General features: G+C 65.1%; 19 protein-coding genes. 12 read left to right on the top strand and 7 right to left on the bottom strand.

The features are described from left to right. Positions 1 to 171: 171 nt before the first annotated feature. From CFE35_RS09405 to CFE35_RS09385, 5 genes are all read left to right on the top strand, one after another. Complete coding sequence (locus CFE35_RS09405; RefSeq protein WP_292930321.1) at positions 172 to 2,637, top strand: TonB-dependent receptor; 2,466 nt, start codon at positions 172 to 174, stop codon at positions 2,635 to 2,637. Positions 2,638 to 2,660: 23 nt separating this feature from the next. Next, complete coding sequence (locus CFE35_RS09400; RefSeq protein ID WP_292930319.1) at positions 2,661 to 3,923, top strand: aromatic ring-hydroxylating dioxygenase subunit alpha; 1,263 nt, start codon at positions 2,661 to 2,663, stop codon at positions 3,921 to 3,923. A 272-nt stretch (positions 3,924 to 4,195) separates the two neighbouring features. After that, entirely contained in the window at positions 4,196 to 5,662 is a 1,467-nt protein-coding gene (locus tag CFE35_RS09395) for an FAD-dependent oxidoreductase (RefSeq protein ID WP_292930317.1), read from the top strand. Between the two features lie 53 nt (positions 5,663 to 5,715). Next, positions 5,716 to 6,177, top strand: a complete 462-nt coding sequence (locus tag CFE35_RS09390) for a nuclear transport factor 2 family protein (protein ID WP_292930315.1) — start codon at positions 5,716 to 5,718, stop codon at positions 6,175 to 6,177. A 1-nt stretch (position 6,178) separates the two neighbouring features. Beyond that, a complete protein-coding gene (locus tag CFE35_RS09385; protein ID WP_292930313.1) occupies positions 6,179 to 6,694 on the top strand; it encodes a VOC family protein in 516 nt (171 codons plus the stop codon). Here CFE35_RS09385 and CFE35_RS22520 read toward each other — a convergent pair. The 3 genes from CFE35_RS22520 to CFE35_RS09370 form a co-directional block, all read right to left on the bottom strand. Beyond that, positions 6,631 to 7,200, bottom strand: a complete 570-nt coding sequence (locus CFE35_RS22520; protein ID WP_366557136.1) for a nuclear transport factor 2 family protein — start codon at positions 7,198 to 7,200, stop codon at positions 6,631 to 6,633. The two genes, CFE35_RS09385 and CFE35_RS22520, sit on opposite strands and share 64 nt — an antisense overlap. A 323-nt stretch (positions 7,201 to 7,523) precedes the next feature. Further along, positions 7,524 to 8,342: a hypothetical protein gene (locus CFE35_RS09375; protein ID WP_292930309.1), complete on the bottom strand. Its 819-nt coding sequence runs from the start codon at positions 8,340 to 8,342 to the stop codon at positions 7,524 to 7,526. A gap of 416 nt (positions 8,343 to 8,758) precedes the next feature. After that, positions 8,759 to 9,319: a VOC family protein gene (locus CFE35_RS09370; RefSeq protein ID WP_292930307.1), complete on the bottom strand. Its 561-nt coding sequence runs from the start codon at positions 9,317 to 9,319 to the stop codon at positions 8,759 to 8,761. Between the two features lie 172 nt (positions 9,320 to 9,491). Between CFE35_RS09370 and CFE35_RS09365 the strand changes: the two genes are divergently transcribed. The 5 genes from CFE35_RS09365 to CFE35_RS09345 are packed head-to-tail and all read left to right on the top strand — an operon-like array spanning position 9,492 to position 16,893. Next, positions 9,492 to 11,219 carry a bifunctional diguanylate cyclase/phosphodiesterase gene (locus CFE35_RS09365; protein ID WP_292930305.1) on the top strand — a complete coding sequence of 576 codons (1,728 nt, stop codon included), beginning with the start codon at positions 9,492 to 9,494 and terminating at the stop codon, positions 11,217 to 11,219. Between the two features lie 30 nt (positions 11,220 to 11,249). Then, the gene (locus CFE35_RS09360; RefSeq protein ID WP_292930303.1) at positions 11,250 to 13,325 is read left to right on the top strand and encodes a TonB-dependent receptor; all 2,076 of its coding nucleotides are present in this window, start codon (positions 11,250 to 11,252) and stop codon (positions 13,323 to 13,325) included. A gap of 15 nt (positions 13,326 to 13,340) precedes the next feature. Continuing rightward, positions 13,341 to 13,880 carry a YfiR family protein gene (locus tag CFE35_RS09355; protein ID WP_292930301.1) on the top strand — a complete coding sequence of 180 codons (540 nt, stop codon included), beginning with the start codon at positions 13,341 to 13,343 and terminating at the stop codon, positions 13,878 to 13,880. Further along, on the top strand, positions 13,877 to 16,144 hold the full coding sequence (locus CFE35_RS09350; protein WP_292930299.1) for a response regulator: 2,268 nt from the start codon (positions 13,877 to 13,879) through the stop codon (positions 16,142 to 16,144). Before CFE35_RS09355 ends, CFE35_RS09350 begins: the two co-directional genes overlap by 4 nt. Further along, entirely contained in the window at positions 16,141 to 16,893 is a 753-nt protein-coding gene (locus tag CFE35_RS09345) for a response regulator (RefSeq protein ID WP_292930297.1), read from the top strand. Before CFE35_RS09350 ends, CFE35_RS09345 begins: the two co-directional genes overlap by 4 nt. 4 nt (positions 16,894 to 16,897) lie before the next feature. On the opposite strand, the gene CFE35_RS09340 is transcribed toward CFE35_RS09345, so the two are convergent. From CFE35_RS09340 to CFE35_RS09325, 4 genes are read right to left on the bottom strand one after another with little or no spacing between them, the layout of a single operon-like run. After that, complete coding sequence (locus CFE35_RS09340; protein ID WP_292930295.1) at positions 16,898 to 17,680, bottom strand: enoyl-CoA hydratase-related protein; 783 nt, start codon at positions 17,678 to 17,680, stop codon at positions 16,898 to 16,900. Then, positions 17,677 to 18,747, bottom strand: a complete 1,071-nt coding sequence (locus tag CFE35_RS09335; protein WP_292930293.1) for a phosphotransferase family protein — start codon at positions 18,745 to 18,747, stop codon at positions 17,677 to 17,679. The genes CFE35_RS09340 and CFE35_RS09335 overlap by 4 nt, the downstream gene beginning before the upstream one ends. Continuing rightward, entirely contained in the window at positions 18,744 to 19,925 is a 1,182-nt protein-coding gene (locus CFE35_RS09330; protein ID WP_292930291.1) for an acyl-CoA dehydrogenase family protein, read from the bottom strand. Before CFE35_RS09330 ends, CFE35_RS09335 begins: the two co-directional genes overlap by 4 nt. Positions 19,926 to 19,957: 32 nt before the next feature. After that, positions 19,958 to 20,725 (bottom strand): SDR family NAD(P)-dependent oxidoreductase, encoded by a 768-nt coding sequence (locus CFE35_RS09325; RefSeq protein WP_292930289.1) that lies wholly within the window; start codon positions 20,723 to 20,725, stop codon positions 19,958 to 19,960. Positions 20,726 to 20,832: 107 nt separating this feature from the next. Between CFE35_RS09325 and CFE35_RS09320 the strand changes: the two genes are divergently transcribed. Together CFE35_RS09320 and CFE35_RS09315 are read left to right on the top strand one after the other, a co-directional pair. Next, positions 20,833 to 21,465: a TetR/AcrR family transcriptional regulator gene (locus CFE35_RS09320; RefSeq protein WP_292930287.1), complete on the top strand. Its 633-nt coding sequence runs from the start codon at positions 20,833 to 20,835 to the stop codon at positions 21,463 to 21,465. A gap of 96 nt (positions 21,466 to 21,561) precedes the next feature. Then, positions 21,562 to 23,526 (top strand): ShlB/FhaC/HecB family hemolysin secretion/activation protein, encoded by a 1,965-nt coding sequence (locus CFE35_RS09315; RefSeq protein WP_292930285.1) that lies wholly within the window; start codon positions 21,562 to 21,564, stop codon positions 23,524 to 23,526. Positions 23,527 to 23,529 lie beyond the last annotated feature (3 nt).

Below are 23,529 nucleotides of genomic sequence, written 5' to 3'. Positions count from 1 at the left end.
AACGGATCGGTCTGGTCCGGGGCAGGGGAGAAATGCTGGGCTCGATGCCCATACCGAAGGCGCGTACCCAATCGCGGCGTAAGCTAATACAAGTTCTAGGCTGGTACATTGATCAGGCACCCTGAGTGAGCTGCGGCTGTCATGGGCCCTCCGAAATCAGGAGGGACTTTCATGCGCGTATTCAAATCGGTTCTGCTCACGACGTGTGCGCTGACTCTTGCCACGCCGGCGCTAGCGCAGACCGCGGCGGATAACGCTGCTCAGGACGGCGCTGCGCAGGGCGGCCTCGAAGAGATCATCGTGACGGCCCGCAAGCGCGAGGAATCGGTCCAGAGCGTGCCCGTTGCGGTAAGCGCAATCTCTGCCAAGACCATCCAGCAGCGCGATATCACCTCGATCGAGAAGGTCGCGGCGGCAACGCCGAACTTCAGCGTCGGGCGCGCCTCCAACGGTTCGGGCGCGCAGCTGACGATGCGCGGGATCGGTTCGTCCTCGACCTCGATCGGCATCGAGCAGTCGGTCGCCGTGGTGGTTGACGGGGCCTATTACGGGCAGGGCCGGATCATCAACGAAGGCTTCTTCGACCTCAAGCGCGTCGAAGTGCTCAAGGGCCCGCAGGCGCTGTTCTTCGGCAAGAACGCGACCGCGGGCGTGGTTAGCCTCAGCACCAACGATCCCGGCTCCAGCCGCGAGTTCATCGCCCGTGCGGGTTATGAGTTCCGCTCGCGCCAGGTGCAGGGCGAACTGATCGCCTCGGGCCCGCTGACCGACACGCTGGGCCTTCGCGTCGCACTGCGCGGCTCGCTGATGGATGGCGGCTACTACCGCAACGTCTCGGTCGACCGCACGTATACCACGGTGGATATCCGCAACCTGCTGGTTGGCGGCAGCGGCAATCCGCTCGTCAGCGTGGCCAAGCCTGCGGCGGAGCGCGCGCCCGGAGAGGACGAGTTCCTCGGCCGTGCGACCCTCAAGTTCACGCCCGACAACCGCCTCACCATGGTTCTCAAGGGTTCCTACAGCTACAATCAGGTCAACAATTCCTCGTGGAACTATGTGGCCTACAATTGCGGCCTCGCCAGCGGGGTCAGCCAGCTGACCGGCTATCGCTGCGGGACGGACTTCGTTGCGCACCAGAACAACATGCCCGCCGATATCGCGGCGAACTTCCCTTACGCCAAGTCGGATGGCTCGCTCTACAACCAGTACCGCTCCGTCGCCCTCAACGGCGCGATCACGTATGAGCTGGACCACGTCACGATCAGCTCGGTGACCAACTACAACACCAACACCAACCGCTGGGCCTGCGCCTGCGATTTCCAGACCAGCAACACCGGCACGTGGGCGACCGAGAAATCGAAGTGGCGGGCCTTCAGCCAGGAACTGCGCGCCCAGACCGCGTATGACGGGCCAGTCAATCTCATGCTCGGCGGGCTATACCAGAAGACCAAGCGCGACTTCTCGCAGTACGTGATGTTTGCCGGGCTGCGCGATGATCAGGCATCGGCGGCGAACCGCTTCGTTGCCTCGGCGAAGTCGAGCTACACCGATGGCGAGACGGCGGCCCTGTTCGGTCAGGTCACGTGGAAGCTGGTCGACCAGCTCGAACTCGCGGGCGGCGTGCGCTATACGCACGAGACGAAGACCAGCTTCTTCACCCAGCCTTACAACAACCTCGGCGTGCAGACGATCTTCCGCGACCAGAAGGACCCGGACGGTCTTGGCGTGGTCAACGCGAAGCAGGTGTTCAACGACTGGTCGCCCGAGGCGACGCTCAGCTGGAAGCCGGCCGAGGGCGTGCTCGTCTATGGTGCGTACAAGACCGCCTACAAATCCGGCGGCTTTTCCAACGGCGGGATCAACTCCAAGTTCTCCAGCAATCCGCTGGGCGATCTGACCTTCAACCCCGAAAAGGCGCGCGGCTTCGAAGCGGGGATCAAGACGCGACTGGCAGACAACCAGCTGCGCCTCAACCTGACCGCCTTCACCTACAAGTACGCTGATCTGCAGGTCGATTTCTTCAACTCGCCGATCTTCGCCTTCCAGACCCTGACTGCCGACGCGCGGACCAAGGGCGTCGAAGCCGAATTCGAGTTTGCGCCGCGCGCCATTGACGGGTTGAACCTGCATGGCTCGATCAACTACACCGACGCGAAGTACACGAACTTCCCGCAATCGCCCTGCTATGCGGGCCAGACGCCGGCGCAGGGCTGCACTCTGATCGGTGGGCTGAGTGCGCGGCAGAACCTGAACGGGAAGCCGCTCTCGGTCGCGCCGAAGTGGACGGGTGCGCTCGGCGCGACGTATGAGACGTCGGTCGGCGATGATTACAAGCTCGGCCTCAACATCGATAGCCGCTACTCCGCCAGCTACCTCGCCTCGGGCTTTGGCAACCCGTTCTCGCGTCAGGGCAGCTATGCCGTGCTCGATGCCGGACTTCGCTTCGGAGCCGAAGACGACAACTGGCAGCTGGCGGTGATCGGCAAGAACCTCACCAACCGGTTCTTCGTCGCGGGCGTGGTCGATGGTCCTTCGACCGGCGGCGGCACCGGCACGGCAAACGGCGTCCGTGCAGACCAGCTGGGCTTCGGCAACCTGCCGCGCACCGTGCAGGTGCAAGTCACCAAGCGGTTCTGACACACAAGGAAGGGGGTCTCGGCATGAACGAGCCGGAAACGATCGAGACGCTGCGCGCGCGCATTGCTTACGAAAAGGCACGCACCGGCTATCCGCAAGGCTTTCCGGCGCTCCCCGAGATCCCCGCCCAGCGCTATGTTGCGCCCGAGTTCTACCAGCTTGAGCTGACCCGGCTCTGGCAAAAGACCTGGCTCTATGCTGCGCACAAGGACCAGTTTCCCGAGGTCGGCAGCTATGCCGCCTTCGATGGCGTGCCGGGTATGCCGATCATCGTGGTGCGCACCGATGATGGCTTTGCCGCGTTCTACAACACGTGCGCGCATCGCGGGGGCTGCCTCGTCACCGAAAAGCAGGGGCACTGTCCGGGCAAGCGCCTGGTCTGCGGTTATCACGCGTGGACCTATGATTTCGAGGGCAAGCTCATCGGCGTGCCCGACCAGCGGGACTTCGCCAATCTCGACAAGTCGCAGCGCGGTCTGACCCGCGTGCGCTGTGAGGCGTGGGGCGGCTGGCTGTTCATCAATGCCGATCCCGATGCGCCCCTGCTGCAGGATTGTGTGCGCCCGCTTGCCCCGCAGTTGGCACAGTTCGATCTGGACAATCTCGTGCTGATTGACCGCTACAGCTATGATTGCGCGTGCAACTGGAAGATCCTGATGGATGCCTTCGCCGAGAACTATCACTTCGTGTCGGTGCACCGCGGCACTGTCGGGCTGCCCGGCCCGAAGTGCGCGGTGGAGCATCGCGGCACCGTGATGGCGCTTTACGAGAACGGCCACTCGCGCAACATCCTGCCGTGGAACGACGGCTTCGAACCGCGCGAAAGCGCGTCGGAGGAAACCGGCTTCTCGATGGGCATGGGCGGGATTGGCGATATCGAGAGCGTCGGCCCGATCCCGCGCACATTCATCACCGCTTTCACCTGCTTTCCCAACCTGACCACACCGGTCTACGCCAACGGCTTCCCGCTGCTGCTGTTCTGGCCCACCGGCGTGAACACCAGCCGCATGGACGTGGTGTGGATGGGCATGCCGCACGGCGAAGCCGAGCTTCCCGACGCGTGGAAGGACAAGATCGCGCAGTTCAACATCATCCTTGATGAAGACCTGACCTATTTGCCCAGCGTGCAGAAATCGGCGGAATCCCCCGCGTTCCGGTCAATTCTGGTGAATTATCAGGAGCGGCGCATCTATCACGCGCACGAACAGATCGACCGGGTGATTGGCCGCGATCTGATTCCGGAGCACCTGCAAGTGCAACCGGTTCTGGCCGACATGATCGAGTGATCCGGCCCCTGCTGCGCAGCCCTGACACCTGAGATCGACCCCAGACGGCGCTGTCCAACGCCGTTGATCCGATCATCGCGCCTGCCTTCCGGCACGTCCTGCACGACATTATGCAACAAGTGTTGCACATCCTTCCGCACGCGTTTAGCCTGCGGTGATTCCATGGTCGGCCGGTTGTCCGCGCTCATCCGTGTGCGGGATCGGGAATGGTCGGCAAGTCCATGGCAATCTGCGACCCGCAAGCACGCGGGCGCTTGTCGAGAGGATGCAGAATGGGCGATCTGGACAGGACGGTCGATGTCATTGTCGTGGGCAAGGGTATCGCGGGCGCATGTGCGGCGCTGGAGGCAAAGCGTGCCGGCGCCGAGGTGCTGGTTCTGGAGCGTGCCGGCGGCGGTGGCGGTGCGAGCGCGCTTTCGCAGGGCATCTTCTATCTTGGCGGCGGAACCGATGTGCAGCAGGCCTGCGGCTATGAAGACACGCCGCAGAACATGTACGATTTCCTGCGCGCCAGCACATCGCATCCGGATGATGCGGTGGTCCGCACGTTTGCCGAAGGTGCGCGCGACCATTTCGATTGGCTGGAGCAGCAGGGCGTGCCGTTCACGCGCACCGGTTTTTCCGGCAAGGCCGTTTATCTCTCGAACGCCGATTGCCTGCTGACGACCGGCAACGAGAAGATCTGGCCATTCAAGGAAAGGGCGAAACCCGTGCCGCGCGGGCATCAGGCGCGCAGCGATGAGGTCAACGGCGGTCTTTCTGCAATGCGGGCGCTGCTGGCGCGCTGCGATGCTGAAGAGATCGAGACCACCTACAACGCCGCCGTGACCGGGCTGGAGACGGATGAGACGGGCCGGGTTGTGGGCGTGACGGCGCGGATCGACGGTGCGGAGCAGCGGATCGGCGCGCGCCGCGGGGTCGTGGTGGCGACCGGCAGCTTCACCAACAACACCGAGCTTGTAAAGAAGTGGCTCCCCCTGCTCAGCGAGACGTCCTCGCCGCTCGGCGTGCCGTCGAACGATGGCGCGGGGCTTGGCCTTGTGGAGGCGGTGAACGGGCAGCTGGCTGCGATGGACGGCGTGATCGCAACCGCCTCGATCTATCCGCCCGAACGGCTGGTCCAGGGGATCGTCGTCAATGCCCACGGCGAGCGCTTCGTTGCCGAAGACAGCTACCACGGGCGGCTGGCGGGCTTCATCATGGAGCAGCCGGGCCAGAAGGCCTACCTGATCCTCGACAGCGAAATCTTTGCTTACCCTGAGGCGGAATCGGCAAGGCACGCCCTGATCGACGGCTGGGAGACCGTGAGCGAAATGGCCGAGGGCCTTGGCATGTCCGCAGGCGCGCTGGAGCGCACGATGGCCGAGTACAACCGCGACGCGGCCGACGGCGTGGACACCCGGTTCCACAAGCAGCCGCCGTGGCTCAAGCCGCTGGATCAAGGCCCTTACGCCGCGTTCGACATCTCGTTCGACCGCTCGATCTACGCGTTCATCACGCTTGGCGGGATCGACACCGATAGCCGGGCGCGCGTGCTCGATGCTGCCGGCCAGCCGATCGCGGGGCTCTATGCCGCCGGGGCCTGCGCCGCACACATCCCGCGCACGGGCAAGGAATACGCCAGCGGCCTCAGCCTCGGGCCGGGTTCGTTTTTCGGCCGCATGGCGGGACGCGAGGTGGCCGCCGATCCGGGTGTCTCCGTCGCCAGCCGCATTCCCGCGAACGAGGCCGCAGACTGAGGTTTGCTCGAAACAGGAATGGCGCCCCGCCGCTGCGCTCAGGAGGCACAACGATGACCGAACGAAACACGCCGCCCAAAGGAGGTTCCATGGACGAAATCCGTTACGTCGCCGATCGCATCGCGTTGATGGATGTGATGCTGCGATATGCGAAAGGCTGCGATCAGCGCGATCTTGATCTCTACGCCTCGGTCTTTGCCGAAGACGTCGAGATCATCGGCTTCACCGACGAGGTTGTGCGCGGGCGTGACAACTGGGTGCCGTGGGTGCGCGAGCGGCTCGAAGACTTCGACGCGACCCAGCATATGCTTGCCCCGCAACTGGCCACGATCGACGGTGACAACGCACACTGCCGAACCGACGTGCAGGCGCTGCATTATCTGAAAGGTGCGCCCAACAATCGCACCCTCACCTTGTGGGCCACCTACAACACCGACATGAAGCGGATCGATAGGGAGTGGAAGATCGTCCGCCATGAACTGGAGCGGCGCGGCGTGCGGATCCAGGAGGACTGACATGCAGATGCCGTATGATCGGATCATGCAGAATGCCTATATCGTGAACGACATCGAAGCCGCCGCGCATCGCTGGAGCAAGACGTTCGGGATCGGGCCGTTCGTGCACTTCGGCCGGATCGATCTGGACGTCACCCACCGGGGTGTGGAGCGGAAGGTGGCTGTTTCGGCGGCGCTGGCGTGGGCAGGTGAGACGCAGGTCGAACTCGTGCAGCAACTCAATGACAGTCCATCCGCCTATCGCGACGTCTTTGCGGCGGGCGAGGAGGGGTTCCACCATGTGGGCGTCCTGTGCCGGGACTTTGATGCCTCGGTTGCGCATCACGCGGCGCTGGGCCACGAGATTTCGATGATTTTCGGCCGTCCGCATGGAACGACAGCCTATGTCGATGCGCGGCCTTCGATCGGGTGCATGATCGAGCTCTATTCCGACTATGCCGGGATCAAGGATCTTTACGCGCTTGTTGCGCAGCGCGCCGCGCAATGGGATGGCCGTGAGGTGATTGTGCACCCCTGACGATCAATGCCGGCGGCTCCCCGTGGGCGCCGCCGGGCATGTCTGATACAGCGGGCTAGGCGAGCTGTGTGAGCCCGAACAAGGGGCCTGCAGTCCCCAGTGGCAGTTTCTTGATGCGCGAAACCAGTGCTTCCTCGTCGTCCCCGATGTTGTTCGCCGTCGGGGAATCGGCCTTGGGTGCCGGTCGGGTCACGCGCACCACATCGTCGCCGAACATGCGCAGGGACAGGCTGCGCCGCGTCGCCTTCCAGCTTCGCCACGCGGAAGTTGGTGAGGATGTGCATGTGGTGCGACATATCGGCGAAGACTTGCGCGTAGAAATCGCGGATCTGCGCATGACCTTCGAAGCGCGGGAGTTCGAGGCCGGTCAGGTCCAGCACCGCGTCCGGCGTGAAGTTGGACATCATGAAGTCAAGATCGTTGAGTTTGTCGATCGCGACGCAGTACTTGACGACGGCCTCTTCCAGCGCGTTCTTCTCGATCAGGTATGCGATGCCATCAGCCATGTGGTCTCTCCGTTTGCCGCGGCGCAATCCGCAGTCCGTGTGCAAGTATGGTGTCAGCCCCGCGCGGCTGGCGCGTGCCGGGTCCGGTGAGGCTCGCTGACTTTGCGGTAGCTGCGCCGTCCTGCTCCATCGGCCCGGCTCACGGCTTGCGTGCTTGCGCCGAGCTTCCTGAAGCAGTTCCGCAGATGCATTCGGGTTGGTTGTGCGGCAGGCCTACAGTGAAATCAGCAGGCCCGGCACCTCGCCTGTAGACGAGGCGCGCCGATGACAGACTGGCTCAGCGGAATCGAGCGCTGCGGGATGCGCAGCCTTTCGCGGATTGGTCAGCGGTTTCCGTTCGAGACACGACTGCGCAGGCCTCGGCCCGGCGAGCGCTCTGTTGCATTGCCTTGCAACCCCGTATCCTTGGGGCGCCGGATATCGATGCGCGCGCCCGACAGCGTCTCGATGAATTGCGCGAAGGCCCGGGCTTTTTGGCGAGGATTTGCCAGATGTTCGGGCTCGGCTGCCAGATGGATCCGAATGCGGCCAGTGGGTTCGAGCGTGCAGAGCATGTGCAGGACCGGCAGCTGCATCGAATGGGCCAGCGAAAAAGCATTGGGCGAAATGAACTGAGGCCCTTCGGCGGGCTCGTTGAAATCGACAAATGCCACGACAATGCGGCCATTTTCTGCCGCAGATCTGGCCTTGACCAGAACCGTTGGATCTTCGGCGTCAAGCACTACGATCGGCTCGAAGCCCCCCCAGTTCCAACCCGTCATGTCGTCCTGCTGGTTGCCGACAAAGACAGGGGGGCGCCCCATTCCATCGCGAATGCCATGAAAGGCTAGCGCCAGCGCAGAATGGACGGTTGCCACGAGCACGCCGTTCCTCTGCTGCAGAGCCGCAGTCACCAACGATCTGTTGTCAATCGCCACATCTAGGGCGAAGCCCGGTGAGATCCGGCTGAACCGTGTCATCAGCGAATTGAATATCTTCGCGGTGTAGGGTGGCGATCCGGGCCGGAGGGGGCCAAACGTGCGCTGCAGCACGGGTGCCAGAAACCGGGCCAGAGCATAGGCTCTGTGCTGGCGATTCCCTGCCGCTCCGCAGCGCCACAAGACATTCGCGCTCACGTCCATCAGCATGCGATAGACGGGCATGAAAACGATACGCACCTGTCGTCCCGGCAAGGTTCAACCTTTGTCGCGCAGCCCAATCGGTGTTTGGTCCATGGCGCGTATGATGATCATCTGCGGCCGAAAGAGCGAGGTAGCTCTCTCCATACCCTTCAGCATGGTAGACGAGTATCTTGCGCTTCTGCGGGTGATGTAACAAGTCCGAATCGGGCCCATTGCGCCACGTCCTGCAACTGGACGGCGGGGGCATCCATACGTTGCCCTTCACCGGACCGCTCCCGGCCGGGGGCACCCCAATCAAGAGCATTACCCGCCCGGTGCCTCATGTCACCGTCGCGCGGGAAAGCCTCGGGCCGAAGTGCTTCCATGTGGGCAATCCCGGCGATGCGGTGCTGGAAAACAGTGCCTATGACGTGAAGGTGATCAGCCCTGCCGCAGGTTCATTTCGGCAGCAACGCTGCGCGCTGGTAAGTGGTCATCGCGCCGCTCTCGATCACCGCCGGGGCGCCCTCGTCACGGGTCTCATGCGCGCGCTTCCACACCCCGAACGTCCCCATGATGTGCGGCGGATCGCCGTGGATCTCGGTGAAGCCGCCGTTGAGGGACCGCGTGTCGAAATAGGCCGCATTAACGCCGTCCGCATAAAGTTCGGTGGCCAGCGCATAGCCCATATCGAGCCAGCGCTGGCGTTCGGCGGCAAAGTCGGAAACGAGATAGGCAATGTGGTGAAAGCCTTCCTCGCCGCTGCGGTACATGTCGCGGTAGATCGAGGGCTTGTCGTCATGCTGCTCGATGAACTGGATCATCGTATCGCCGAGATAGCCGAACGCATAGGAGACATCGGCCTCGGTTGCGGTGCCGCGATAGGTGAATTCCTCGCAACGGTGATGGCGCGCCATGAAGAACGGCCCGGCACCAAACGCCTTCGCCCACTTTTCCGCCGCCGCATCGATGCTCGTGACGAAAAAGGCAGATTGAAACAGCGGGTAAGACCGGGTCATGCGATCACTCCTCGAAGCGGGACCAGTTGATGCGCGTTGGGCCATAAAAGAGCGCTTGCTGCGGCAGAAAGGTCAACCGTTTTTCGCCCGGCACCCGCTCGGCCAGCCTTGCGCAGAACCACGGGGCGAGCCGTAAGGGCGCATTAAATGTTGCCGATTATCGCTATGCGGCATGTCCGGCACGCCGATCCCGACCGCGCCTGATAGCGGGCGACCAGCCCCGATCCGGAAGGCGGCTCTGCCTGTCCTGATCGGGGGCATGATCGCGTTTGGCCTGCTGCTGCCCGGCGGCCAGGGTCTGCTGGGCGCGGCCTTGCTCGCCATGGCCGCACTGGGCACGCTCGCCGCCAGCCTAGCCAGACGCGAACGCGCGGCGCGGCGCGACATGGCATGGCTGCTCGCCAGCATGGACCGCATCAGCCAGGGCCAGTTCGAAGCCGATCACGGCGCGGTCCAGACCCCTGACGATGGGCCGTTCCGCGATGTCGTCGATGTGATCACGCAGCGCTTCAGGCAGACTATCGAAGGGCTGCACGAAGTCGCCCAGCGCGATGCGCTCACCAGCCTGTTCAACCGCGCCTCGTTCGAACGGGCGGCCGAGCGGCAATTGAAGAAGGGCTCGGGCATTTCGGCGATCCTGTTCATCGATATCGATGGCTTCAAGGGTGTCAACGATACGCTCGGCCACAATTTCGGTGATCGGTTGCTGCAGATCGCGGCGGATCGCCTCAGGCTCGCCACCCGGCTTGACGAATTTCTCGCGGAAGATGGCGAGACGGTCCCCGATCTTCCCGAAACGGTCACGCTCGCGCGCTTCGGCGGGGACGAGTTTACCGTCTGCCTGTCCGGCATCGCTGCCGAAGCGGTCGCCCGAAAGATCGCGTCGCGCATTCTGCGGGTCATCAGCGAACCGTTCGAGCTTGGCGCGCACATGGCCAGCGTCGGGGCCTCGATCGGCATAGCCTTTGCCGGCAAGGACGGTGCCACGTATTCCGACCTGCTGCGCGCTGCCGATACCGCGATGTATCATGCCAAGCGTTCGGGTCGCAACCGGGTCGAGCTCTACACCTCGGCACTGGATGATGAAGCGCACCGGATCGCTGTGGAGGAACAGGAGCTGCGCGAAGCCCTGAGCCGGGGCGAATTCGAACTGCACTTCCAGCCGCTTTACGATTGCCGGACCCTCTCGATCACTTCGGCCGAGGCGCTGCTGCGCTGGCGGCACCCGCAGCGCGGGCTGGTGCTGCCGGGCGAATTCATCCCGCTGGCCGAGCGCGCCAACCTGATGAACGCCATCGGCGAATGGGTGGTTGGCGAAGCCGTGCGCCGCATTGCCGAGTTTGCGGCAGCGAAACGTCCGCTGCGCATTTCGGTCAATGTCTCGCCCATCCAGCTCGAAACGGTCGAGTTCATTGCCATGGTCAAGGCCTCGCTTCAGCGCTGGGATGCGCCGCCCGGCCTGCTGGAGCTGGAAATTACCGAGGACGTCGCCATGCGCGATGTCGATCTTGCCGCAGACCGGCTCGCGCGGATTGCGCGCATGGGTGTGTCGGTCACGATCGACGATTTCGGCACGGGTTATTCAAACCTCGCCAGCCTGATCCGCCTGCCGTTCACCCGGCTCAAGATCGACCGTTCCCTGCTGCAGGATTTGATGGCCCGGCCCGAAGCGCGCGTGCTGGCGCAAACGATCATCTCGATGGCCAACGGGCTGGGGTTCCATTCGGTCGCCGAAGGCGTTGAAACGCGCGAGCAGCTTGAGCTGCTGGCGGTCATGGGCTGCGATGAAGTGCAGGGCTATCTGCTCTCCCGACCGGTCAGCCATCCCGAACTCGTCAGGCTGCTCCTCGATAGTCGCCCTTATGGCGTGGTTAATCCCAAGTCGACCATCGCCGCCTAATCCAGCGCCCGACACATGGCGGGGATTAACGTGCGTAAAAACCTGAACTTGCTGCTTGCCAGCGCCGCGATCTGGCTTCCTCTTGCTGCGCCGGCTTTTGCCGAAGAAGCGCCTCCTGCCGCAGCGGCAGACGTCGAGGCGCCTGCGGCTCTGATGGAAATGTCCCTCGAAGACCTGCTCACGCTGGAATCGACCTCGGTCGCCAAGAAGCGCCAGCGGGTCAGCGATTCAGCGGCTGCGGTCTATGTCATCACGCAGGAGGACATTCGCCGGTCCACCGCCAATTCGATCCCCGAACTGCTGCGCACGGTGCCCGGCGTCGAAGTCGGCCAGCAGCAGAACGGCGGCTATGCCGTCTCGATCCGCGGCTTCAACAGCCGTCTGGCAAATGCCTTGCTGGTCATGGTCGATGGCCGCTCGATCTATGTCTCGACGCTTTCGGGCACGTTCTGGGATCAGCTGATGATCCCGATGGGCGATCTGGAGCGGATCGAGGTGGTGCGCGGCCCCGGCGCGACGCTGTGGGGCGCGAATGCCGTCAATGGCGTGATCAACATCATCACCAAGCATTCCGCCGCCGCCCTGGGCGTGAGCGGCGATGCCCGCGCCAGCACCCGCCGCAAGGAAGCCAGCCTGTCGTGGGGTGGCCGCCTCGATGAAACGCTGAGCTACCGCGTCCACGGCGCATGGCGGCGCGACAAGGGCCCGCAGGATGCCACTGGTGCCGACATGGCGAAGCGCTGGACCGGGATCGATGGCGGCGCACGGCTCGATTGGGAGCCGGACGCGGCCAACGCTGTCACCCTGCAAGGCGAATACAGCCGCGGCCAGTTCGATACGCCGTTCACCTTCGTGAACCGGGATGTGCTCACCCCGGGCCCGGTCAGGGTGCAGACCGAAAGCGATTTTCACGCCTGGAACATGCTGGGCCGCTGGACCCACAAGTCGAGTGATAATCTCGATCTGTCGCTGCAGGCAACGTATGACCATCTCGGTCGGTCGGAGTTCAACGGGCTGACCCTCGAATGGCAGCAGACCGCGCTTGACGCCGGATTGCGCTGGAAGGCCAGCGATACCCATGAATTCAACATCGGCGTCGGCGGCCGGATCATGCACGATACGCTCACCGGCAATTCGGTGCTGTTCCAGCTCGCCAATCCGGTCAATACTGATCGATGGGTCAGCGGCTATATCCAGGACGACATCACGCTGATCCCGGACCGGCTGCGGCTTACCATCGGCAGCAAGCTGGAAAGCAACAACTTCACCGGCTTCGAATACCAGCCCAGCGCGCGGCTATTCCTGCGCGCCTCACCGGGGCTTTCGCTGTGGGGCGGCGTTTCGCGCGCGGTGCGCACGCCCTCGCGGTTCGAACGCAGCGCGGTCATGTCGGTCACTGTCATGCTGCCGGGTGATCCCCAGAACCCCTATCCGCTCCCGCTCTACACCCGCATCAGCGCGCAGGCCGCGCGCCAGCCCGAAGTGCTGGTGGCATGGGAAGCCGGCGCCCGGGCCAAACTGCCCGGCGGCTGGACGCTTGATCTGACCGGCTACTACAACGCCTATAGCAAGCTTACCGCGATCCGGTTTATCGGCGCCGCGCCGATCTTTGCGCCGCCGGTTCCGTTTCCGCTCGGCATTCAGGCCGATCTCCAGATGCAGAGCGTTGGCAAGGCGCGCACATGGGGCATCGAAGCCGTGCTCGCCGGGCACATCAAGCCATGGTGGAAGGTCGAGGCCACATGGTCGCACTTCGATTTCAAGGCGACGGACGATCTGCTGACCGGCGCCCCGCCCAATCTGCTCTTCGCGCTCGAAGGATCGCCTCGCAATCAGGCGGGCCTGCGCAACGCGCTCGATTTCGGTGATCGCGTCTCGCTCGATACGCAGGTGCGCTATGTCTCCAGCCTACTGGGCGGGGTGATCCCGGCTTATGTCAGCGGCGATGCCCGGCTGACCTACCGGCCATCTGAACGCATCGAACTGTCGCTGATCGGTGAAAACCTGTTCCAGGAGCGCCGCTCGGAGTTTACCCAGCAGTTCTTCCAGGCCCCCATTGCCTACACGCCCCGCACCGTTTCGGTGCAGGCGCGCGTGCGGTTCTGAAGGGAGGCTGGACCCATGCGTATGCTTCCCAAGGCGCTGCTCGCCTCGCTCGCCTCGCTCACCCCGCTCGCTGCCGCTGCCGCAGTTATGGGCATGGCAGGCACCGGCCCGGCCCATGCCCAGAACGCGGGCTCCGGCCAGCTCAAGGCGGCGATCATCTTCAACATCATCCGCTTTGTCGATTTCGCGCCCGATGGCGATGCCGCGCTGGCGGTTTGCGTCGCGCGCTCGGCTGCGGCACCCCGTGAATTGGCCTCCCTCAGCGGCCAGCGGGTCGGCAACCGGACCATCGCGCTGCGCGCCATCGATCCCGCCAATCCCGGCGGCTGCGATGTGGTCTATCTCGGCAGCGCGGCCGGTGATCTGCCCCGCGTGCGCCAGCGCGGCGTGCTGGTGATCGGTGACGGGGCTGGCTTTGTCGGGTCCGGCGGCACGATCGGTCTGGTCCAGACCGGCAGTCAGGTCCGCTTCGAGGTCAATGTCCGCGCCGCGCGCGAGGCCCGGCTCGAAATCAGCTCCAAGCTGCTCAGGCTGGCAGCCCGGATCCAGCAATGAACCCGGAAAACCCCGGTCCTGAAAACCTGACCAGGCTAACCAGCAAGGTCTCGTTTCGCACCTTGCTGTCGGTCGTCACCGCCACCGCAGTCGCCTTCGCGCTGTTGCTCTCGTGCATCGGGCTGATCGGTCTGCAATATCGCGGTGATCGCAGCAGCGCCGAACGCCGCCACGATCAGATTGCGCGGGTGATCGCCGCCAATATCGGCGCGGCGATCCTGTTTGGAGACAGGAAAGCCGCGCAGGAAAATCTCAATTCGGTGGCGGGCATCACCGATATCGGCCGGGTCCGCGCGTTCGATCTGCGCGGCGCGCCGATTGCCGAGTTTTCAGGCAATGCGGCCAAAGCCGGAACGCTTGAAGAAGTGCGCTTCCCGGTGATGTTCGATGGTGAACGCATCGGCGAACTGCGCATGGATGTGCACTATCGCGGTCTGGTCGAAATTATCGCTGAAACCGCATGGACCGCGCTCGCGCTGTTTGCGGTGTGCCTCGCGATGGCGCTGGGCGTTGCGCGCTGGCTTGGCCGGATTGGCTTTCGCCCGCTCGATCGGCTGCTGGCGGCCATGCGCCGGATCTCCGCCTCGGGCGATTATGGCGTGCGCCTCCAGCCCGAACCCGATCCCGATTTCAATACGATCTCCACCAGCTTCAATACGATGCTGGGCGAGATCGAGACGCGCAACCACCGCCTTTCCGAAACGGCAGACCAACTGCTGCAGGCCCGCGATGATGCGCAGAAGGCCAATGTCGCCAAATCGCAGTTCCTCGCCAACATGAGCCACGAACTGCGCACCCCGCTCAATGCCATCATCGGCTATACCGAAGTACTGCAGGAAGAACTGACCGCCGCCAGCCTCGATCGTTCGGTCGAGGACGTGCAGTGGATCTACAGCTCGGCGCGCCAGCTGCTGACACTGATCAACGGCATTCTGGACCTGTCGAAGATCGAGGCCGGTCGCATGGATGTCGAAGTGCACGAATTCGAGGTTGCCGGCACCCTGCGCGAAGTCAGCGCGATGCTTGGCCCGATCGCGGCGCAAAAGCACAACACCCTGCATGTCCAGATTGATCCATCGGTTGGCAAGGCCATCACCGATTCCGCAAAACTGCGCCAGTGCCTGCTGAACCTCGCCAGCAATGCCTGCAAGTTCACCGATCATGGCCATGTCTTCCTGCTCGCCCGGGCTGAAGGCAGCGATCTCGTCTTCACCGTTTCGGATACCGGCATCGGCATGAACGCCGCAGAGATGGACCGCCTGTTCCAGCCGTTCGTTCAGGCGGATGCCTCCACCACGCGCCGCTATGGCGGCACGGGCCTCGGGCTCACCATCACCTGGCGCTTTGCCGAAATGCTGGGCGGATCGGTTGCGGTGGAAAGCACGCCCGGCGAAGGCTCCACGTTCACCTTGCGCATCAAGGCCGATCTCCAGCAGCGAGGCGGCGTGGCAGAGGTCGGTTCGGCCCCTGAGGGCGCGCCTTGTTCCGCCGCCGCCGACCGCGCATCCGGCCGCCCGCTCGCGCTGATCATCGATGATGAACCCAGCGCGGTGCAGTTGCTGTCCCGCATGGTCGATCAGGCCGGCTACGTTGCCGTCTGCGCCAGCGATGGCGAACGCGGCCTCGCGCTCGCGCGGGAAGCCAAGCCCGATCTGATCCTGCTCGATATCGCCATGCCCCGGGTCGATGGCTGGCAAGTCCTCGCCGCGCTCGAACTCGATATCGACCTGCAAGCGATCCCCACCGTGGTGGTGACCGTGGACGATGAACGCCGCCGCGCGCTGGCTGCCGGTGCCAGCGATCATCTGGTCAAACCGGTCAATCGCACCGAACTGTCGGACATCCTCACCCAGTACGCCGCGCGCCAGACCGGCAAAGTGCTGATTGTCGAGGACGACGCCGCGACCGCGCGGCTCTACGAACGCGGCATCGTGCAGATGGGGTATGATACCGAGGTCGTCGGCAATGGCCGAAGCGCGCTGGCCGCGCTCGATGCCGGCGATTTCGGCTATGTTGTCACAGACCTCAGGATGCCCGATGTCGATGGCTTCCAGCTGGTCAATGCGATCACCGCCATGCCCGAAGCGGTGCGCCCGCGCGTGATCGTGGTCACCGGCAAAGTGCTGGACGAGGATGAAACCCGCCAGCTCGATGGGAAAGTGGAGCGCCTGCTGCCCAAGAACGGGCTCTCGCCGCGCAAACTGGCCGATAATCTCGCCCGCGCCTTCAATGGCAATATGTCCCTCAGCGGAGAAGCCGCATGACCGCGTTCACGCCCCCCACCGCAGCGGAAGCAAAAGTGGCAAGCATCCTCGTCGTCGACGACATGGAAGCCAACCGCGCCGTGCTGGCCCGCAGGCTGGAAAAGTACGGCTACAGCGTGATCAGCGTCGATAGCGGCCCGGCCGCGCTCGCGCGGCTTGCGCACGCGGTGCCGGATATCATCCTGCTCGATTACATGATGCCGCAGATGAACGGCATCGAAGTGCTGCACGAACTGCGCGCCAAGCACGAAACGCGCGAAGTGCCGGTGATCATGGTCACCGCCCGGGCCGAAGGCGAGGCGACGATCGAGGCGCTGGAAGCAGGGGCCGACGATTACGTGACCAAGCCCATCGATTTCGATGTGCTGCGCGCCCGGATCGAAACGCAACTGGCCAAGCGCAAGGATGCCAGCCAGCTCAAGCGCGCCAATGCGGCGCTCGATGAACGGGTCACCTTGCGCGCCATGGCGCTGGCAGACCTCGAAGACGAACTGAAGCAGGAAATACGGCTGCGGCAGGATCTGGAGCGCCAGCTTTCGGCCAACCCCGTGCCCTTGGCCCCAGCGAAAGCATCAGCCGGCCCCATCAGTGCGCCAGCCTCCCCGGCGCTGGCGGTGCTGCTATCCGATATGGAAGCGCGCTACGACAGCTTCTTCGCGGCCGTCACCTCCGGGCGCACGCCCAATCTGGCGCAGATGGCCGATTTCAAGAACCTGATCGCCCGCTGCCGTCAGGCCGCTGGCGGTTAGAGAACTATTGCGCTCGGAAATCCGCTTTCCGGCGCGCGCTGAATGCGGCCACGCCTTCGCGCCCTTCGGGGCCGCCTGCCGCCGCGGAGATTGAGGCCGCCTCGCGCTCCAGTTGCAGATCGAGCGGCGCGCCCTGGCTCTGGGCCAGCAGGCGGCGCACCGATCCGAAGGCTGCCACCGGGCCATCGGCCAGCTGCGCAGCGAGCTTGGCGCCTTCCTCGGCCAGCGCCTCGGCAGGAACCACGCGCGTGACCAGTCCGGCCACTGCCGCTTCGGCTGCGGCAAGGCGGCGATTGGTCAGCATCATGTCCTGCGTCAGCCGCATCCCGACAAGGCGCGGCAGCAGCCATGTCATGCCCCCGTCGGGCGTGAGGCCGATGGCGGTGTAGGCGGCGGTGAAGTGCGCTGCCTCGCTCGCGATCACGATATCGGCGGCAGCGGCAAGGCTCAGGCCCGCGCCCGCCGCCGGGCCCTGGATCAGCGCAACGAAGGGTTTGGCCATCCCGGCCAGCACCAGCACCGCTTCGTGCAGCGTATCGGCCAGCTGGCGGATGAACGCACTTGCCCCGTCGCCTGCCGCTGAAAACTCGGCAATATCGCCGCCCACGCAAAACATCCGCCCGGCGGCCGCCAGCACCACGCAGCGCACGGCAGGATCGCCGGCTGCATCGCGTGCCGCCGCCAGCAGGTCTGCCGCCAACGCCATGTTGATGGCATTGCCCTGTTCGGGCCGGTTGAGGGTGAGGGTGAGGATGCCGCCTTCGCGGGTGGTCAGAACCGTGCTCATCGGCATGTCTCCATGGCTGCGCGGGCCAGCGCGGCAAGGCGGGGGAGCGATTCCGCCCGTTCGCGCGCCTGCTGGTTGGATGCGGTGCCGCGCAGGACGCGGCCTTTGATCCCGTGCATGATGGCGGCGAGGCGGAAGAAGTTGAACGCGAGGTAGTAGTCCCAGTTCGGAATGCTTGTCCGCCCTGTCCGCGCGCAATAGGCGGCGATGTATTCGGCCTCGGTCGGCAGGCCGAGCGGCACCGGGTCCGCGCCGCCAAGCCCTGCCACGATATCGCCCGGCATGCGGTACATCATGGCGTGATAGGCAAAGTCGGCCAGCGGATGGCCCAGCGTCGAAAGCTCCCAGTCCAGCACCGCCAGCACGCGCGGCTCGTGGGGCGCAAAGATCATGTTGTCGCAGCGGAAGTCGCCGTGAACCACCGTCGTCTCGTCGCCCTCGGGGATCGCGGTCGGCAGCCATTCGACCAGTGCGTCCATGTCGGGCAGGCGGCCCGCCAGCTCGTCGTCGAGGTACTGCTTCGACCAGCGCCCGATCTGGCGCGCGAAGTAGTTGCCGGGCCTGCCGTAGTCCTCAAGGCCCACGGCTGCGACATCGACCGAATGCAGCGCCGCGATCACGCGGTTCATCTCGTCGAAATAAGCCGCGCGCTCTGCCTTTGGCACATCGGTGAAGGCCGCGTCCCAGAAGATCCGCCCTTCCACCATGTCCATCAGGTAGAATGCGCTGCCGATCACGGTTTCGTCCTCGCAGACCGCGAAGATGCGCGCCACCGGCACGTCGGTGCCCGCCAGCGCCTGCTGCACCCGCGCCTCGCGCAGCACATCATGCGCGCCTTTCAGCAGCGGGCCGGGCGGCTTGCGGCGCAGCACATAGCGCTGGTTCGGCGTGGTCAGGCGGTAAGTCGGGTTCGATTGCCCGCCGTTGAACTGCGCAACGGTGAGCGGCCCGGCAAAGCCCTCGACATGCTGCGCCATCCACGCCCCGAGCGCCGCCTCGTCAAACGCGACGCGGACTTCCCCCGCGCCGGTGTTGGCCGCTGCAAGGTCCGTGCCCGCACCGCTCATTGCGCAGCCTTCCAATCGCGCCGCAGCTTCTTGGCGAGGCTCCACTTGTGGACCTCGGTCGGGCCGTCATAGATGCGGAACGCGCGGATCTCGCGGAACATCGTCTCGACGATGGTCTTGTCGGTCACGCCCATGCCGCCCATCACCTGCACGCACTTGTCCGCCACGCGCATCAGCGCCTCGGAGACGGCGACCTTGGTCATCGAGCTTTCGACCGTGCCAAGCGAGCCGGTATCGAGCACGCCCGCGCACCAGTCGATCATCAGCTCGCACTGCTTGAGGTCGATCATGTTCTCCGCGAGCATGAAGCCCACGCCCTCGTGGTCGATCAGCGTCTTGCCGAAGGCCATGCGGCGGTTGGCATAGTCGTTCGCGATTTCCTGCGCGCGGATGCACCCGCCCAGCCAGCGCATGCAGTGCGAGAGCCGCGCCGGGGAAAGGCGGATCTGCGCATACTTGAAGCCTTCACCGGCATCGCCCAGCATCTGGTCCGCCGGAATGCGCAAGTTGTCGATGGAGATCTCGGCATGGCTGCCGGGCATCGAGCTGTCGATGGTGTTCGGCACGCCGGTGATCTGGATCGCGGGATCGGGCAGGTCCACCAGGAACATGCACGCGCCGCCCTTGCTGTCCGGATCTTCGGACTTGGCCATCACGATGCCGACCTTGGCGCCTTCGGCCCCGGTGATGAAGCACTTCTTGCCGTTCACCACCCAATGGTTGCCGTCACGGCGGCAGGTGGTGATCATCATCGAAGGGTCCGCGCCCGCGCCGTTCAGTTCTGCCGGTTCGGTCATCAGGAAGGCCGAACGCGCGGCGCCATCGACCAGCGGCTTGAGGAAGCGCTCCTTCAGATCCGGGCTGCCGACATGGCCGATGAGGTACATGTTGCCCTCGTCCGGCGCCTGCGTGTTGCAGGCCAGCATGCCCAGCGGCGTCAGGCCCGACTTGATCAGGATCACCGCCGTTTCGCGCTGGTTGAAGTGGCTGCCATCGGGCCGGATATGCGGCGTCAGCACACCCGCCGCGCGCGCCAGCTCGCGCATCTCCATGACGAGTTCGTCCGTCGGCGCACCGTGATGATCGCGGCGCGGGTCCTGCTCATACGGGAAGATCACACCCCGCACGAATGCCTCGACCTTCGCTGCCATCTCCAGCGCTTCGGTGCTGATCGTCATGCCCTCAAACCTTCCTGAAAACCGTGCTGTGCTTACTTCGGCGCCATGCGGATCGCGCCGTCGAGGCGGATCACTTCGGCGTTGACCATCGGATTGGTCACGATGGCTTCTACCATCTTCGCATACTCTTCGGGCCTACCCAAACGGCTGGGGAACGGCACCTGCCGCCCGAGCGAATCCTGCGCTTCCTGCGGCAGCGAGCCGAGCAGCGGGGTCCAGAAAATGCCCGGCGCTATGGTGTTCACGCGGATGCCGAAGCGGGCAAATTCGCGCGCGATGGGCAGCGCCATGCCCACCACGCCGCCCTTGGACGCGGCATAGGCCGGCTGGCCGATCTGGCCTTCGAACGCGGCGACGCTGGCGGTGTTGATGATCACGCCGCGTTCGCCGTCCTCGTTCAGGGGCTCGGCATCATGGATGCGCGCGGCAAACTTGGACAGCACGTTGAACGTGCCGATCAGGTTGATGTTGATGATCTTGGCAAAGTCCGCCAGCGGCAAGGGTGAGCCATCGCGGCTCAGAACCTTGGCCGGCGGCCCGATCCCGGCGCAGTTGACCAGAATGCGCGCCTTGCCGTTCACCGCTTCGGCCTCACCGATGGCGTTCGCCACTGCGTCCTCGTCGGTCACGTTCACCGCGGCAAACCGCCCGCCGATTTCTGCCGCCTTGGCCGTGCCAAGATCGGCATTGAGATCGAACAGCGTGACCTTGGCGCCGCGCGCCGCCAGCAATTCAGCCGTCGCCGCGCCAAGGCCCGAAGCCCCGCCAGTGACGATGGCGGCCAATCCGTTGATGTCCATGCCCGTTGATCTCCTGCTTTGCGGCGCATTCGAATCGCTCTTGCGCGCTGCATTATTTACTCATGAGTATATTGCATGCGCCCGGGTTTTGGGTCAACCTGACACATATGCTGGATGCCGCCTCTGAACCCGCTTCATCGCCTTTTCCCAGCCCTGAGGAAAAGCGCGCCGTCCGCGCAGCCAAGCGCGAAGCCGTGCTGCGCGCGGCGGTGCAGATGTTCAACGAACGCGGCTTCCACCAGACCTCGCTCGATGATGTCGCCGCCCGGCTCGGCATCTCCAAGCCGACGATCTACCACTACCTCGGCAACAAGGATCAGGTCCTCCTCGAATGCGTCACGCTGGGGCTGGGCCAGCTGATCGCCGCGGCGGAGGAAGCCCGCCAGCGCCCCGGCACCGGAGCAGACCGCCTGACCGCGTTCCTCTTGCGCTATGCCGAAATCAACATGGACGATTTCGGGCGCTGCGTGATCCGCACCGGAGACGAAGCGCTCGCCCCGGAAAGCCGCGCCCGCTTCCGCCAGCTCAAACGCCAGATCGATACCGATCTGCGCGGCCTCATCGCCGAGGGGCTGGCCGATGGTTCGCTCGCCCCTTGCGACCCGAAAATCGCCGCCTTCACCATCGCTGGCGCGCTCAATTGGCCCGCGCGCTGGCATGATCCCACCGGCAGCGAAAGCCCGCAAGACCTCGCGCGCCAGATGATCGACCTGCTCGCAAGGGGCTTTGTGCCGCGATAGCCTGCCGGTAAGGGCAGGGCAGGGCCAAAATATCCCGCCGCTTTGCCCGATAGTTCAGTATCATCCTCCTTGGCGGCCGCACCGAAGGGGGTCTTGGTGGACGACAGCGCGGGCAGACGGGGTAGCAGAGGGGCGGCCAGCGGGACGCAGCTGCTGCTCGCTTGCGCGCTGCTGCTGGCTCTTGGCGCAGCCCCACCGGCAGCCCGCGCGCAAGGCTCCGCAGTTGCGGGCGCGCCCGTCGAGCGCGCCGGGCCGCAAGTGCCCGCTTTGGCTCAGCCCGCCTTTCCCGCCCCGCCTGCCGAAGCGCCGCTTGGCGTCCCCGAACAAGCGACCGCACCGCCCGCTGCGCCCGAAGGCAGCATGCACCTTTTGCGCATTGATATCGCGGCCGATCCGGCAGGCGGCACGGCGATCCCCACGCCCGGCTGGAAGCCCGCCGCCGATCGCACCAGCCGCCTCACGCTGACCCAAACCCCCGGCGCGCCGCTCGATCCCGCATGGATCCGCGCGCAGTTCGCCGCCAATGGCCTGCTCGGGGCGGAGGCCGGGTTCGATCAGATTGCCGCGCTGGTGCAGCTCGTCAACCTGGCGTTCGTCGGCAATGGCTATCCCAATTCCGGCGTGCTGATCGAAGAGGCGGGTGCAGACGGCGTGCTGCGGCTGCGGCTGGTGATGGGCCGCCTCGTTGCCCCGCCCGGCGCGCCCGATGCGCTGCTGGTGACTTTCCGCGCCCGCCATGCCCGCGGGCTCGATGCAGACTTCATCCGCCGCCGCCTGCCCTCGGCGCGCCGTCAGCCGCTCGATATGCGCGCACTCGAACGCGATTTCCGCCTGCTTTCGGATGATCCCGCGATCCGCACGATCCAGGCCAGTGTGGAGCCCGGCGCGCAGCCCGGCGAAGCGGCCCTCGCACTCGAAGTCGATCCCCAGCCGCGCTTTGATCTGTTCACCACGTTTGCCAACAACCGCGCGCCGAGCGTCGGTGCGCAGCGCCTAGGGGTTGGTGGCAGCTTGCGTTCGTGGCTGAGGCCGGGGGATCTGCTTGCGCTGCAATACGGCTCCACGCGCGGCCTCACCGATCTTGGCGCCAGCTACGCGCTGCCGCTGTTCTCGCCGCGCTGGTCGCTTGCGGTGCGCGCCGGGTACAACAACGCTTCGGTGGTCGATAGGCAACTGGCGCTGCTCGATATCCGCTCGCGCGAACATTTCTTCGAAGCCGGGCTTAGCCGCACCGTGATCGCGCGGCCCCTGATGCCCGGCCCGGGGGCCGTGAGCGGGCAGGGCAGCTGGCGGCCAGCCGTCACCGCCGTGATCGGCGCGCTGATCGTCCACCGCCGGGTGCAAAGCTCGCTCCTCGGCACACCGTTCTCGTTCAGCCCCGGCTCGCGCGATGGCCGCACCGAATATGATGCGCTGCGCCTCACGGCCGATTTCACCCGCCGCTCGCTGGATACGGTCTTCGCCGCCTCGCTCGTCGCCTCTCAAGGCCTTGGCGGCACGCGCTCCTCCCCGCCCGGGGCGCTCACGCCGAGCCCGTTCTTCACCGCGCTGCAACTCCAGCTCAATTTCGCCCGGCGCATCACCCCCGGCCTGCTCGAACTCAGGCTCCGCTTCGCCGGGCAATGGGCGAGCGGGCTGCTCTATTCGCCGGAACGCTTTGCGATCGGCGGCAGCGATACCGTGCGCGGCTACCGCGAGAGCCTGCTGCTGGCAGACGAGGCCGCAGCGGCATCGGCCGAACTGGCGCAGCCCTTCGATCTTGGCGGGCGGCGCGGCGGTGCCGAAGCCTTCCGCTGGGGTGCGTTCACCGCTTCGGTGTTCGCCGATGGCGCGCTCGCGCGCAATCGCATTGCGCCCCAGCCGCTGCCGCGGGGTGTGGCGAGTGTCGGCGGCAAGCTGGTGTGGGGACCAGCCCCATGGATCAGCGCGATCGCCACGTTTGCCCAGCCGCTGAAGCCGGTCGCGGTTGCCGGTCTGCGCGATCTGCAAGACCGGGGCATCACCTTCCAGTTCACCATCCATCCGCTCGGCTTCGCCCGCGCCATCGGCAGGAGGCTTTAGACG

Source organism: Novosphingobium sp. PASSN1 (genome assembly GCF_002278815.1).
The sequence above is the reverse complement of the archived record's forward strand: the minus strand, read 5'-3'. Positions and strand labels throughout refer to the sequence as shown.